Genomic DNA, 14,818 nt, shown 5'->3' with positions numbered 1-14,818 from the left:
TAATTAATAAAAGAGGAGATGAGTTTTTGAAGCTAGATGAAACGTTAAAAGAAATGCCACAGTATGAAAAAATCAGTTCTAATCTTGCTCCTGATACCAAGCAACTGATCACTGGGACTAGTGGATCCGCTCGTACTCTATTATTAAAACAATTAATTAATGATAAGCAAAAACCTACGATATACGTAACCGATACGATGAACCATGCGGATCAAATTACCGAGTCTTTTAATGAAGTAATGGATTCAGATCAGGTCTTTGAGTTTCCAGCTGAAGAACTCGTCGCGGCAGAGATTGCAACCAGCTCTCCGCAGTATCGAGCTCAAAGAGTGCGGGCCCTAAACGCGCTTGAGTCAGGAAAACCAGTGGTGGTGATTGTTTCAACGGCTGGTCTTAAACGATATCTACCAGAGCCAACTAGTTTCAATCAAGCCCAATTACACGTCAAGGTTGGAGACGACTTGGACCTTATAAAACTTCAACAACAGTTGGTTCAAATGGGTTACGAGAAGAAGAACATGGTTTCCGCCCCCGGTGAATTTGCTAATCGTGGATCAATTTTGGATATCTATCTGCTTAATTCGGACTATCCGATTCGGATTGATTTTTTTGATACGGAAGTGGATTCCATGCGTTACTTTGATGCTGCTACCCAACGAAGTGTGGAAAATGTTGATGAGATTAGTGTGTTGCCAGCTTCTGATTTTTTACCCAGCGAAAGCGATCGCAAGCATGGAATCAAGGAACTTTCCAAACGATTGAACCAAACCATCAAAGACGACGGCAGTGACGTTTTAGTTGATAACATTCAACAGGTGATTGACGGGCTCAAAGGCCAATCGATTGACCAAAAATGGAGTGAGTACAGTCAGTTTATTTTTGAAAAGGAAACCTCAATTTTAGATTATTTACCTGAAAATGGGATGGTAGTCTATGATGACTACAGTCGCATAAGGGATGCTAATAAGCAACTTGAAAGTGACGAACAGAACTGGCGTGATTCAGTTGAAGATAATCATGAACTGTTTTCTGACCAGAAACTGTCGCTTAATTTTAGAACGGTTACTAGCAGTGACCATCATGCGACCCTTTTATTTTCTCTGTTTCAAAAGGGACTAGGGCGAATGAAGCTTTCTGACATCATCGACATCAAGGTTCACCCAATGCAGCGTTTTTTTGGACAAATGCCGATGTTTAAAGCAGAAATGCAACGTTATCAAGCTGAGAAACGAACCGTGGTCATTGCCGTTAGTGATGAAAAACGAGTGGAAAAGGTTTCGTCAACGTTGAGTGATTTTGGTGTTGAGGCCATTCAATCAACCACTGATAACATTATTAAGGGAAAGACTCAGATTGTTTCAGCTAACCTAAAAAATGGCTTTGATTTGCCGGCCGCTAACCTAGCGATTGTTTCTGAATCAGATATGTTTAAACGGGTGAATGAACAAGGGAAAAAGAAACGAGTTAGAAGACAGACCTTTTCTAATGCAGAGCGAATCAAAAGCTATACCGATTTAAAACCCGGTGACTACGTTGTTCACGTTAATCACGGAATTGGACGATACGATGGGATGAAGACTATGGAAGTCGATGGTAGGCATCAGGACTATATGACTTTGACCTATCAAAAGGGAGCTAAGATCTACGTTCCTGTTGACCAACTGAATTTGGTACAAAAATACGTTTCATCTGAAGATAAACATCCAAAAATTAATAAACTTGGTGGAACGGAATGGGCCAAGACCAAACGGTCAGTCGCTTCTAAGGTGGAAGACATTGCTGATGATCTGGTTGACTTATACGCCAAACGGGAGGCCGAGTCGGGTTATGCCTTTCCGGTTGATGACCAATATCAGGCTGAGTTTGAGCAGGCGTTTCCATACACGGAGACACCCGATCAGCTTCGAAGTACTGATGAAATTAAAAAAGACATGGAGAGTCTCCATCCGATGGACCGTTTACTGGTTGGAGACGTGGGCTACGGGAAAACTGAGGTAGCCTTGAGAGCGGCCTTTAAAGCCATTGAAGCCGGGAAACAGGTGGCTTTTCTAGTGCCGACAACGGTACTAGCTCAACAACATTATGAGACCATGGTTGAACGATTTAATGGTTTCCCGGTTAAAATCGGAGTTCTCTCGCGTTTTGACACGCCCAAACAGACCCGCCAAACCATTCAAGACCTAAAGGACGGAAAAATTGATATCGTGGTTGGCACCCACCGTTTGCTGTCTAAAGACGTGAAGTTCAATGACTTAGGTCTTTTAATCGTCGATGAGGAACAACGATTTGGGGTTAAACACAAAGAAAAAATCAAGGAATTGAGGTCGGATGTTGACGTGTTGACGCTAACTGCCACACCAATTCCACGGACTTTAAACATGTCAATGATGGGCGTTCGTGACCTATCAGTCATTGAAACGCCTCCGGCTAATCGCTATCCGATTCAAACCTACGTGATGGAACAAAATGAGGGTTCGATTGTGGACGGAATCAGACGGGAGATGCAACGCGGGGGACAGGTCTTTTATTTGCATAATCGGGTTAAAGATATTGATCAGACGGTCGACAAGTTGCAGACCCTTTTGCCTGATGCGCGGATTGCTTCCATCAACGGCCAGATGTCCGAAAATCAAATGGAAGGGATCCTGTACGACTTTGTTAACGGAGATTATGATGTGTTGGTTACGACGACCATCATCGAAACGGGAGTTGACATTCCTAATGCGAATACCCTGTTCGTTGAGGATGCGGATCGGATGGGACTCTCCCAGCTTTATCAGATTCGGGGAAGAATTGGTCGAAGTAATCGAGTAGGACAAGCTTACTTTATGTACCAGCCAAATAAAGTGTTGACCGAAGTTTCTGAGAATCGACTAGAAGCCATCAAGGATTTCACTGAATTGGGTTCAGGATTTAAGGTGGCCATGCGTGATCTTTCGATTCGTGGGGCTGGAAACGTGCTTGGAAAGCAGCAGCACGGTTTTATTAATTCAGTTGGTTATGATATGTATACTAAGATGTTGTCTGACGCTGTCTCCAAGAAGAAGGGCCAGCATCGCGTGGTTGAAAAGTCTGATTCAAAGGTTGAACTCGGGATTGAAGCTTATCTTCCGGCGACTTACATTGAGGATCAGCAACAAAAGATTGAATTATACAAGCGAATCCGACAGATGGATAGTGAGGAACAATTTACCGAACTACAAAGTGATTTAATTGATCGGTTTGGTGAATATCCTGATGAAGTAGCTAATCTGCTTGAAATTGACCGCATTAAGATGCTTGCCGATTATGATCTGATTGATAAAATTCGCAAAGATCAAAATAATTTAACCGTTACCATGAGTAAGGTAGGAACCCAAAGATTCACTAGTAAGGAAATTTTGAAAGCCATTGCTGATACGGATTTTCGTTCCTCAGTGAAAGTGGTTAACGGGTGTTTTCAAATTAAGTTAGTTGTTCAACCAACGATGAAAGATGCCGATTGGTTGAAACAGCTTTATCAATTTGTCAAAGGCTTGAGTAAAATAAGATTGGATCAAGAAGAACATGAATCAAAAGACAAGTAAAAAGATTGTTAGTGGAACCTTGATCCTTTCGGTAGCTGCCATTATTTCAAAGGTACTAAGTGCTGTTTATCGGATTCCACTGGAAAATTTTGTTGGAAACGTTGGATTTTACATCTATCAGCAGGTTTATCCTATTTATGGGATTGGGGTTGCGTTTGCCTTGACCGGTCTTCCAGCGTTTGTTTCCAAGATGATTGTGGAACGGGAGACTGAAGGGGAGAAGCAAACGTTGTTTTTCCAAATCATGGTGATCTTAATGATCATTTCGGTGATTATTTTTGGTGGATTACAGTTATTTTCATCAGAAATTGCTGCTTTAATGGGAGACTTTGAATTAAAACCCGTAATTCAAGCGGTAAGCTGGATGTTTTTGTTGATGCCCCTTTTAGCGGATGTGAGGGGGTACTTTCAATCTAGCATGCAGATGATTCCAACGGCGACTTCTCAAGTGGTAGAGCAGTTTGTGCGGGTTTCAATGATCATTGTGGTAGCCTATTTAGCAGCCGTCCAGCATTGGAACTTATACAAGATGGGGACGTTAGCAATGTTATCGGCTCCATTAGCAGCGATTTTTTCAGCACTTATCTTGGGATATTATGCACGTGACATACTTGCTCATTTTCACTTTCAAGATTTGAAATTTAACTACCTGAAATTAGCGAAGCAAATCATCGTACAAGGTGGTGTGCTTAGTGTTTTAGCTGCTCTAATGGTGTTAATGCAGTTGGTCGATTCATTTACGGTAAAAAATGGGCTGGTAGTAAGTGGTGTAAGTAATCTAATGGCTCAGACCCAAAAGGGGATTTATGATCGCGCTCAGCCCATTGTTCAACTAGGATTAGTGATTGGAACGGCCATTTCTTCAACCGTCTTGCCGCAGATGGCGTATTACCATCATGCTGGAAAAGAAAGGTCATTTAAGACCCTTGTAAAACACAGTATGCGCATTACACTGGTAGTGACGATGGCAGTTACCTTCGGACTGATTAGTATTATGCCTCAATTAAATCATCTCTTGTTTGGGAGTTATGATTTAGACATCACGCTTTCGGTATATTGTTTGAGCATCATCTTCGCTACGATGGTGACAGCCTTTAACTCGGTTTTACAGAGTATTGATGACTTTAAAAGTACGGTGACCGCTATTTTGTTAGGTCTAATTTGTAAAATAATGATCACTAAGTGGTGCGTAATTCATTTCGGAATCATTGGTGCTTCATTATCAACTATCATTGCTCTGTTAATCGTGTTATTAGTTAACTGGTATACTAGTCCAAAGCGGGTTCATGAGCACATTTTTAGTTGGAAGTTCCTATTAGAGGTATCATTAATCAGTATGGTAATGGTGATTGTCGTTGTTTTAACTGAATTCGGATTGAACCACGTCCTTGGAGATACCAGTCGACTGGTAGATGTTATTAAATTAATGATTGTTATTCCGATTGGGGCATTCGTGTTTTTAGGAATGTGTCTGAAAGGAAAAGTTTTGACGGCTTCGGAGTTAGCGATGGTTCCAATTATGAAACGGTTTGTAGGAGATAAGCAAAAATGAGAATTGATAAATTTTTAAAAATTTCACGGATTATAAAACGTCGTCCAGTTGCCAAAAAGATTGCCGATCAAGGGCGAGTCTTTGTAAACGGCGAGCCAGCTAAATCATCAAGTAAGGTTTCGGTTGGCGATCAAATTCTGATTAAGTTTGGAAATAAAAATTTAACCGTAGAGGTGCTACAACTGTTAGATACCACCAAAAAGTCTGATTCAGACACGATGTATAAGACCATCAGTGAAACCTATGATCGTGACTATCGGGCTGAAAATGATGAATTAGAATAATTATTGTTGAATTAATATTATATTCTGGCTTTACATGTGGTACTATGTTCATATAAATTCGTGGAGGCATTCCTGATGAACAGAAATAACAACGTTGAATACTTGAATTCTGCTTCAAGGAAAAGTAAAGCAAACCAACATCAAAGAGATAATAAGAAGTTAAGTAAAAGAACCAAGCGACTGGTTGCTCTCGTGGCAATATTTGCCGTGGCTTTTTTGGCGCTCGGGTGGCAAATTGTTAGTGGAATGAATCAAATTCACGGTGTGAATGCCCAAATTACCAGAAAAAAACAGGATTACCAGGTTGAAAAACAAAAAGAAAAGAATCTTAATGAACAAATTAAGCTTTTAAATAACAAGAATTATCTTCAAGAATTGATGCGAGCTAAATATTATTATACAAAACCAGGCGAAACTGTTTACAGTTTCCCACAGAATAGTAAGATTGGTAATGAGTAGAGGATTACTAGGATGTAATCTTCTTTTATTTTACTTTAAAGGATTATGTTATAATTAACACAACATTTATTAGGAGGAATGGCTTTTTTATGACAATTAAGGTTGGAGAGAAGGTCACTGGGAAAGTTTCAGGAATTACTAATTTTGGAGCTTTCATTGATCTAGGCGATCATAAGACTGGACTAGTTCATATCAGTGAGGTTTCTGATGGTTACGTAAAAGATATTCATGATATTCTGTCGGTTGGCGATGAAGTGACCGTTAAGGTTTTGAGCATTGGGGATGATGGTAAGATTGGCCTATCAATTCGCAAAGCTTCCGATCATCCAGAAAAAGAATCACATCAACATCATGGTGAACATAATCATGATGAGCATTCACACTACGGGCACTCAAATAACGGGAATCATGGACATCGCAGTGGCCGCGACAATCGTAATGGCCATAAGGGTAAGAATGAAAGCTTTGATGATTTGCTTTCAGACTTCATGAAAGAAAGCGAAAGTCGGATGTCCGTCATTAAGAAAAACACAGAAGGAAAACGCGGCGGTCGTGGTGGTCGTCGTAGTTAATGAACGAATAACTGGGCAAATTGCTCGGCTTTTTTGTTTTGGAGGTTAATTTGAATTTACGTAATCAAATTAATTCGTTGGTTAAGAAGAAACAGTGGTGGAAAAAAGACGAAAATGTTGTGATTGGGGTCTCAACTGGAGTTGATTCTATGGCTTTGTTAGATTTACTCCAACACTTAAAAGATTTTAAACCTCATATTATTGTTGCTCATGTTAACCACCATTTACGAAAACAAAGTGAGGTTGAAGAACGGTTTCTGATTGATTACTGTAAGAAACATCACCTTGATTTGCGGGTTGGCAATTGGAATCACGACCAGATTAGTAGTGGGGTGGAGAATCAAGCTCGTAAGTTTCGCTATCATTTTTTTGCGGAAGTCATGAATGATTTTAATGCTTCAGTCTTGTTAACGGCTCATCAAGAAAATGATCAAGCCGAGACCATCCTTATGAAACTCATTCGCAGTGGGAATTTGTTTGAGGTTCAAGGAATTAAAGAGAGTCATCCCTTTAATGGAGGAACGATGGTTCGACCATTACTACAGTTTTCGAAAGAATCCATCCGTTTGTATGCTAAAGAACACTCATTAACGTGGTATGATGATAAAACTAACTTTGAAAATACGGTCCTCCGTAATCGGATTCGTAACCAGGTTTTACCAGAATTAATTAAAGAAAATCCTAATGTTATCTCTCATTTTGCTAAGTTTGCTAGTAATTTGCAATCGGAACTCGACGGATCAAGTGGTTTCGCTCAAGCTGATCTTTTGAGACATGACTTAAAGATTAAAAGAGATTGCGTAAGTGCCGAGTACGATACAACGTCAATTAATCAACTTTCCATTTTACTTCGCGCATTGTTAAAACAGTTGACGTCAACGGTTACTCTTTCTGATAATCAAATTACTGAAATTTTGACTTTAGTTAAAGATTTTGGAAAACCACAGGGGAAATTGCGAATTTCAAATGCTTATTTTTTTGAAAAAAGTTATAATAAAATCATGTTTTTTAAACAATCTCCTAACAATTACGATGATCACCGTGATGAAAGTTCGTTTGTGGTAGAATTAAACCAGTGGAACCGCAACGTTAACGGATTTAATTTTGGTATTTTTGATGAAAATCATGTTCCAAAGGGAAACTTTTGGCGTCGAAGTCATTTTGATTTGGCGGACTCTCAGTTTCCATTGTCCAAAAGAGCCTTTAAACCGGATGATACCGTTGAACTCAAGAATGGCGGTCATCAGAGTTTAAGAAGATTGTTAATTAATCAGAAAGTTCCAAGTGCCAAGCGACGTCACGTGCAAGTACTAGTGGACAGTAAGGAGAGTGTGTTGGCCGTCATTGGTTATAAGGAAAGCAAGTGGTTGCCTAAGGGTGCAACTCACGGGTATGAACTTTTAATTACGCGAAAGGATATAACAAATGAATGACGATATTGAGCGGGTCTTATATAGTCAAAAAGACATTGCTTCTGCAGTAAAAAGGCTAGGGAAGCAGTTAAGTAATGATTATCGAGACAAAAAGCCACTAGTAGTTTGTGTGCTGACTGGGGCAGTGCTATTTATGAGCGATATTATTCGCCAGATGGACATATATCTAGATCTTGATTTTGTCGATGTTTCAAGCTATAAGGGTGGGACTGCTTCAACCGGAAAAGTTGAGCTCATCCGTGATCTTGATGGTGATGTTAGTGGCCGTGATATCATTTTTGTTGAAGATATTATTGATACAGGACGCACCCTTCAATTTCTTGAGGATTTGGTTTCAGATCGAGGAGCTAATTCAATTAAAGTTTGTACCATTTTTGATAAACCTGAGGGAAGAGTTGTCCCTGCCAAGGCAGATTATGTGGGTTTTAACGTTCCAAATGAATTTATTGTCGGTTATGGACTTGATTACAAGGGTTTTTATCGTAACTTACCGTACATTGGAATTTTAAAACCTTCAATTTATTCGGCCTAAACGGTCGTCCATTTAAAGTAAAAGTGATAACATTCTATTTGTTATCTTTTCGAGAAATTAGATTGGGAGGCACAAATGAAAAATAATAAAAATGGGCTTTTTAAGAGTAGCCTATTTTATATCATCATCTTTGTGGTTGTCATGGGTGTGATTATGCTTGTCACTGGTGGTGGCAGCGGATCACAAAGCACTCAAACTCAGGGAATTCGTTCAAGTCAATTTACAAATGATTTGCAGACGAACAAGGTTAAAAACTTCTCTGTTCAACCTTCTGGCGGTGTATATAAAATAACTGGTCAGTACAAGAAGCCCCAAAATGTTAAGCAGAAAAATAACGGGATTCCGCTTAATTTTAGTAATGGAAAACTTACCAAGTCGAGCAACAATACTTACACTAAGGTAAATGGATTCACTACTAGCATTTTAAAGAATGACTCATCGGTTAGTCAGATTACCAAGTTAGCTAATAAGAATAAGGTGCCGATGAGTACTAAAGAAACACAATCGAATAGCTTTTGGTTAAACTTAGCAATCTCAGTTCTACCATTATTAATCTTCATTTACTTGTTCTACATTATGATGAAGCAAGCTGGTGGAGCAGGTGGTGGCGCTGGTGGTGTCATGAAAGTCGGAAAGAGCCAGGCTAAACCAGTTAAGAGTAATGTTAAGTTTAGTGACGTTGCTGGTGAAGATGAAGAAAAACAAGAACTGGTCGAAGTTGTTGAATTTTTAAAGGATCCAAAGAAGTTTACTAAGCTGGGTGCCGTTATACCAAAAGGTGTCTTGCTTGAAGGACCTCCGGGTACTGGTAAGACGCTGTTAGCCAAGGCGGTTGCCGGTGAAGCAAACGTTCCATTCTACTCATTATCAGGGTCTGATTTCGTTGAGATGTTCGTTGGGGTTGGTGCGAGTCGTGTTAGAGACTTGTTTGCTCAAGCTAAGAAGAATTCACCGGCCATCATCTTTATTGATGAAATTGATGCCGTTGGACGAAAACGTGGATCCGGAATGGGGGGCGGTCACGATGAACGTGAACAAACCCTTAACCAGTTGTTGGTTGAAATGGATGGTTTTACTGGTAATGAAGGTGTTATTGTCATTGCCGCCACGAACCGTTCTGATGTTTTAGACCCAGCCTTAACTCGTCCAGGTCGTTTTGATCGGAAAATCTTAGTTGGTCAGCCTGATGTTCGTGGACGAGAAGCAATTTTGAAAGTTCATGCCAAAGACAAACCACTTGCTTCTGATGTTGACCTTCATGAAATTGCTAAACAGACTCCCGGATTTGTTGGTGCTGATTTAGCGAACTTGCTAAATGAAGCTGCCTTACTGGCCGCGAGAAATGGTGATAATGAGATTAATGCGGCTGATATGGATGAAGCTGAGGATCGTGTTATTGCTGGACCGGCTAAACGTAATAAGGTTATTAACGAACACGAACGTCAAATTGTGGCTAACCATGAAGCTGGTCATACCATCGTTGGTTTAGTATTAAATGACGCTCGAGTTGTTCATAAGGTTACCATTGTTCCAAGAGGTCGTGCTGGTGGATATGCCATCATGCTGCCTAAGGAAGACCAACAATTGATCTCAAAGAAGAACGCTCAAGAACAATTAGCTGGGTTAATGGGTGGTAGAACTGCTGAAGAAGTCGTTTTCCATTCTGAATCATCTGGTGCTTCAAATGACTTTGAGCAAGCCACTAATCTTGCTCGTGCCATGGTTACTCAATATGGAATGAGTGACAAGATTGGAACCGTGGAACTCGAAAGTCCTAACCAAGATCCATACGCTGCTCCTAAGTACTCACAGGAAACCGCAGCTAAGATTGATGATGAAGTGAAGTACTTTATTGATGAAGCTCATGGTGAAGCTAAGGAGATTATTGAGGGTCATCGTGATCAGCACAAGGCAATTGCGGATGCGTTGCTTAAATACGAGACGTTGGATGAAAAGGAAATTTTGAGTCTCTACAAGACCGGTAAAATGCCTGAACATTCAACTAATAGTGATGAGTACCCTAGTGAAAATGAAACCTTTGAACAAGCTAAGAAAGCCATTGACACTAAGGAGCACGAGCACGAAAAGAAACTTGAACAAGAAATTGATCATTCTGAAGAAAAACACGATGAAAATCATGATAGTAATTCAGATCACCAAGATTCTGATAATCAAGATCAATAAACGAAAAGAACGTTGGGATCAAAGCCCACGTTCTTTTTTAATCTAAGGAGGGAATAAAATGAATGATAAAAATGATGTATTAGTTAAGGCACTTACTAAAGATGGGATGTTTCGGGTTTACGGCTTAAACGCGACTGGAATTGTCAGTTATGTTCAAAAAATTCATGGTACCTGGAGTACATCAACGGCAGCACTTGGAAGAACGATTGCTGCAACCTTGATGCTGTCGGCCTCAGTGTTAAAGGGAAAAGAAAGTATGACTGTTCGCTTAAATGGACGTGGTCCAGTCGGCGGAATGGTTATTGATGCTGATGCTAAGGGACACATTAAGGGATACATTCAGCATCCTCACGTTAACTTGCCACTCACAAAGGATGGGAAAGTTGATGTTTCTAAGGGTGTAGGAACGAATGGTTTTTTAGAAGTTGTTAAAAATCAGGGAACAAGTGAACCCTACACTAGTGATGTTCCACTCGCAAGCGGTAAAATTGGTGATGATTTTACCTTTTATCTAGCAAAGTCAGAACAGATTCCATCAGCCGTTGGAGTTTCAGTTGACATTGACGGAGAAAACAACGTCCAAAGTGCCGGGGGATATTTGATTCAAGTCATGCCTGGTGCTTCTGACGAGGCAATTGATAAGTTGGAGCAGACTTTAAAGAATGCGCCCAGTATTTCGTCCATGTTAGAAAAGGATCCTAATCCTGATCACATTTTGAATGAGTTATTTGGCACGGATAATCTGAACGTTATTGATCATATGCCAGTCGAATTTGTCTGCAATTGTTCCAAAGAAAAATTTGCCAAAGACATTGCGGGAATTGGTAAGAAGGATCTGCAGCAATTGATTGATGAAGATCATGGGGCACAGGTTGTATGTAATTTTTGTGGTAAAAAGTATAACTTTTCGGAAGATGAATTGGTTGATTTACTGAATGAGAGGGATAAGTAGTATCAAAGAGCGTGCTGTCATACGGTTCGCTCTTTTTTGTACGGGTATGGTATTATATAAAATGTTTGGAAACAATTTAGATGAGGTGAAAAAATGGAGTGGAAAATTGGAAACGTAACGATTCCAAATCAACTAGTAGTAGCTCCAATGGCTGGAGTTACGAACTCAGCCTTTAGAATCATTTGTAAAAAGTTTGGTGCGGGATTAGTTGTTTGTGAAATGATTTCCGATCGTGGAATTATGTATAACAACAAAAAAACGTTAAGCATGGTTAACGTTGATCCTAATGAACACCCAATGAGTATTCAGATTTTTGGTGGAACCAAAGAAACTTTAGTGGAGGCTGCTAAGTTTATTGATCAGAAGACGGCTGCTAATATTATCGATATCAACATGGGTTGTCCCGTAAATAAGGTCGTTAAGACCGATGCCGGGGCTAAGTGGCTCCTTGATCCTGATAAGGTTTATGAAATGGTGTCATATGTAACTGCTGCCGTTAAAAAGCCAGTAACGGTTAAGATGCGAACTGGTTGGGATGAGGATCATGTTTATGCGGTGCAAAATGCGCTTGCTGCTGAGGCGGCTGGGGCTTCTGCTGTTGCGATGCACGGTCGAACTAGAAAACAAATGTATACCGGTCATGCTAACTGGGAAATTTTAAAAGAAGTTGCCGATGCATTGACGATTCCGTTCATTGGAAATGGTGACGTGACTACTCCACAACAGGCTAAACAAATGATTGATGAAGTAGGTTGTGATGCAGTAATGATGGGCCGTGCCGTTGAAGGAAATCCCTGGATTTTGAGGCAAACTGAGCACTATCTATCAACTGGTGAATTAATCCCGGAACCAAGTGTTGAGGAAAAAATCAACACTGCTAAGGAACATTTGCATGGGCTGGTTCGAATTAAGGGTGAATATGTTGGACCAAGACAATTCAGAGGTCAGGCAGCTTATTACTTGAAAGGAATTTCTCATTCGGCTCGAACCAAAGTGAAGTTAAACAATGCTAAGTCTGAAGCAGAGATGGACCAGATCTTCGATGATTTTCTAGAAAAAGATGCGATGAGAAACGCACGGAAAAATGCATAATTACGATGCTTAACTATGTTATTATGAATGTAAGTTACTAGTTTGGGGGATTTGAATTGGCACAAGAGAAGAAAATGAATGACCAATTAAAAGTTCGTAGAGAAAAGATGCAAGAGCTACGAGATGAGGGAATTGATCCTTTTGGTCATGCCTTTAAGCCAACTTATTTGGCAAAAGATTTAGACAAAGAGTTTGATAAGTACGATAAGGAAGAATTAGAACAAAAAGATGTCAAGGCTACGATTGCTGGGCGAATGGTAGCTAAACGGGGCAAAGGTAAAGTTGGATTTGCCGATATCCTTGATCGTTCGGGTAAAATCCAGGTTTACGTTCGAAAAGACGTTGTTGGAGAAGAACAGTATCATATCTTTAAACGTGCTGACATCGGGGACTTTCTTGGCTTTACTGGTGAAGTAATTAAGACAGACATGGGGCAACTAACCGTTCGTGCGACATCCATTACTTTCCTATCAAAGGCACTTCGTCCACTTCCTGATAAGTATCACGGATTACAAAATAAAGAACAAAAGTATCGTCAGCGATACCTTGATTTAATCTCAAATCGTGATAGTTTTGAGCGTTTCCAGAAGCGGAGTAAAATTATTAAGGCAGTTCGAAACTTCTTGGATAATAAGATGGACTTTACTGAGGTTGAGACCCCAGTATTACACACTACTGCCGGTGGAGCATCCGCTCGTCCATTTATAACTCATCATAATGCTTTAAATATTGATTTATATTTGCGAATTGCACTGGAACTTCATTTGAAGCGTTTGATTGTAGGTGGCATGGGACGTGTCTACGAGATTGGCCGTGTGTTCAGAAATGAAGGGATGGATAAGGAACACAATCCTGAATTTACTGAACTTGAGACCTATGCTGCATACTTTGATTTTCATGATGTAATGGATGAAACCGAAGGAATTTTTAGAGCCGCTGCCAAAGCCGTTAGTGATAATGGTAAGGTTACGTATCAGGGTGAAGAAGTTGATTTGAACCAAGAATTCGATCGAATTCATATGGTTGATGCCGTGAAAAAATATACGGGAGTTGATTTTTGGCCTAAGATGTCGGATGATGACGCTAAGAAGTTGGCTGATAAACACGGTGTGCACTATGAATCATACTGGAAAGTTGGTCATATCATTAATGCTTTCTTTGAACAGTTCGTTCAACCAAAGCTAAAGAAGCCAACGTTTGTCTATGGTCATCCAATTGAAATTTCTCCTTTGGCAAAGAAAAATGCTGATGACCCAAGATTTACGGACCGTTTTGAATTATATATTCTTGGTAATGAATATGCTAATGCTTTTTCTGAATTAAATGATCCAATTGATCAGCGTCAACGTTTTGAAGCTCAAGCTAAGGAACGTGAAGAGGGGAATGATGAAGCTCAGGGTATCGATGAAGACTTTATCGAAGCACTTGAGTACGGCATGCCTCCTACAGGTGGATTAGGAATTGGAATTGATCGTTTGGTAATGCTTTTAACTGACGCACCATCCATTCGTGATGTTCTCTTGTTCCCAACTATGAGACCAGAAGATAATTCTGATAATCCACAGGATGAATATAATAAAAAATAGATTTGTTTGATAGAAAAAGAGATGATTTTAATCATCTCTTTTTATTTGTACAAAAATGATTTGAAACATTGTTAGAGTAGCTTTTGTAAAGATTGATCACTTGTACGATTACGTTCATTTATTAGATGGAAAATAAAAATTGAAAAAAGTTTGACCTTTTTTGACCAAAAGTGTTGACAAAGTATTTGAGCGCATGTATAGTAGTAAATGCTCAGTGAGAGAGAAAAATGATTTTATAATAATTAATAAGTCACTGATTATGAACTAAATTAATTATCATAAATATTGCTCTTGCACTAAAGTGCAAAATACTGTATTATATTTGATGTTGCAGTAACGGTTTTGCCGATTGCTAACAAATAAATTTAAAATAATTGAGTTTATCTGTTGACATTTAAAACACAACGTAGTATAGTTATACATGTTGCGTTAAGGAAGAATTAAACAGCAACAATCAAGAGTAGATCTTTGAAAACTGAACAAGATTTTGATTACAAGTGTAAGGTAATTTTAAGTTGTAGAACTTAAGATTAAACATTTGCGAAGTCAATTCGCTTTTTAATTCTTTTGAAAAAGAATAACAACAAATAATAATGAGCTAGTAAA

Annotated in this window: 11 protein-coding genes; all 11 read left to right on the top strand. The window is 39.5% G+C overall.

The window, feature by feature from the left end:
• The first annotated feature begins 26 nt into the window (after positions 1-26).
• A complete protein-coding gene (gene mfd, locus AC6UC9_RS03990; RefSeq protein WP_500701200.1) occupies positions 27-3,566 on the top strand; it encodes a transcription-repair coupling factor in 3,540 nt (1,179 codons plus the stop codon).
• Positions 3,547-5,118, top strand: coding sequence for a putative polysaccharide biosynthesis protein (locus AC6UC9_RS03985; RefSeq protein WP_500701198.1), 1,572 nt, complete (start codon positions 3,547-3,549; stop codon positions 5,116-5,118). The genes mfd and AC6UC9_RS03985 overlap by 20 nt, the downstream gene beginning before the upstream one ends.
• On the top strand, positions 5,115-5,402 hold the full coding sequence (locus tag AC6UC9_RS03980; RefSeq protein ID WP_500693974.1) for an RNA-binding S4 domain-containing protein: 288 nt from the start codon (positions 5,115-5,117) through the stop codon (positions 5,400-5,402). Before AC6UC9_RS03985 ends, AC6UC9_RS03980 begins: the two co-directional genes overlap by 4 nt.
• 75 nt (positions 5,403-5,477) lie before the next feature.
• Positions 5,478-5,861, top strand: coding sequence for an FtsB family cell division protein (locus tag AC6UC9_RS03975; RefSeq protein WP_500699654.1), 384 nt, complete (start codon positions 5,478-5,480; stop codon positions 5,859-5,861).
• Positions 5,862-5,950: 89 nt separating this feature from the next.
• Entirely contained in the window at positions 5,951-6,433 is a 483-nt protein-coding gene (locus AC6UC9_RS03970; protein ID WP_500693972.1) for a S1 domain-containing RNA-binding protein, read from the top strand.
• A gap of 50 nt (positions 6,434-6,483) precedes the next feature.
• Complete coding sequence (gene tilS / locus AC6UC9_RS03965; protein WP_500701197.1) at positions 6,484-7,866, top strand: tRNA lysidine(34) synthetase TilS; 1,383 nt, start codon at positions 6,484-6,486, stop codon at positions 7,864-7,866.
• Complete coding sequence (gene hpt / locus AC6UC9_RS03960; RefSeq protein WP_500693970.1) at positions 7,859-8,398, top strand: hypoxanthine phosphoribosyltransferase; 540 nt, start codon at positions 7,859-7,861, stop codon at positions 8,396-8,398. Before tilS ends, hpt begins: the two co-directional genes overlap by 8 nt.
• 75 nt (positions 8,399-8,473) lie before the next feature.
• Positions 8,474-10,582 (top strand): ATP-dependent zinc metalloprotease FtsH, encoded by a 2,109-nt coding sequence (gene ftsH, locus AC6UC9_RS03955; RefSeq protein WP_500701196.1) that lies wholly within the window; start codon positions 8,474-8,476, stop codon positions 10,580-10,582.
• A 58-nt stretch (positions 10,583-10,640) separates the two neighbouring features.
• Entirely contained in the window at positions 10,641-11,534 is an 894-nt protein-coding gene (hslO, locus tag AC6UC9_RS03950; RefSeq protein ID WP_500701195.1) for an Hsp33 family molecular chaperone HslO, read from the top strand.
• Between the two features lie 93 nt (positions 11,535-11,627).
• Positions 11,628-12,626, top strand: coding sequence for a tRNA dihydrouridine synthase DusB (gene dusB, locus AC6UC9_RS03945; protein WP_500701194.1), 999 nt, complete (start codon positions 11,628-11,630; stop codon positions 12,624-12,626).
• Positions 12,627-12,682: 56 nt separating this feature from the next.
• The gene (gene lysS, locus AC6UC9_RS03940; RefSeq protein WP_500701193.1) at positions 12,683-14,212 is read left to right on the top strand and encodes a lysine--tRNA ligase; all 1,530 of its coding nucleotides are present in this window, start codon (positions 12,683-12,685) and stop codon (positions 14,210-14,212) included.
• Positions 14,213-14,818 lie beyond the last annotated feature (606 nt).

The sequence above is a fragment of the Fructilactobacillus sp. X7R4C1 genome (assembly GCF_059901115.1).
Note: the sequence above shows the minus strand (reverse complement) of the source record. Positions and strands in the feature narration are given on the sequence as shown.

Excerpts from the sequence above, each read along its gene's own strand:
- dusB (WP_500701194.1), top strand. The coding sequence starts at position 11,628 with ATGGAGTGGAAAATTGGAAACGTAACGATTCCAAATCAACTAGTAGTA.
- AC6UC9_RS03970 (WP_500693972.1), top strand. The coding sequence starts at position 5,951 with ATGACAATTAAGGTTGGAGAGAAGGTCACTGGGAAAGTTTCAGGAATT.
- hpt (WP_500693970.1), top strand. The coding sequence starts at position 7,859 with ATGAATGACGATATTGAGCGGGTCTTATATAGTCAAAAAGACATTGCT.
- AC6UC9_RS03985 (WP_500701198.1), top strand. The coding sequence starts at position 3,547 with ATGAATCAAAAGACAAGTAAAAAGATTGTTAGTGGAACCTTGATCCTT.
- AC6UC9_RS03975 (WP_500699654.1), top strand. The coding sequence starts at position 5,478 with ATGAACAGAAATAACAACGTTGAATACTTGAATTCTGCTTCAAGGAAA.
- hslO (WP_500701195.1), top strand. The coding sequence starts at position 10,641 with ATGAATGATAAAAATGATGTATTAGTTAAGGCACTTACTAAAGATGGG.
- AC6UC9_RS03980 (WP_500693974.1), top strand. The coding sequence starts at position 5,115 with ATGAGAATTGATAAATTTTTAAAAATTTCACGGATTATAAAACGTCGT.
- ftsH (WP_500701196.1), top strand. The coding sequence starts at position 8,474 with ATGAAAAATAATAAAAATGGGCTTTTTAAGAGTAGCCTATTTTATATC.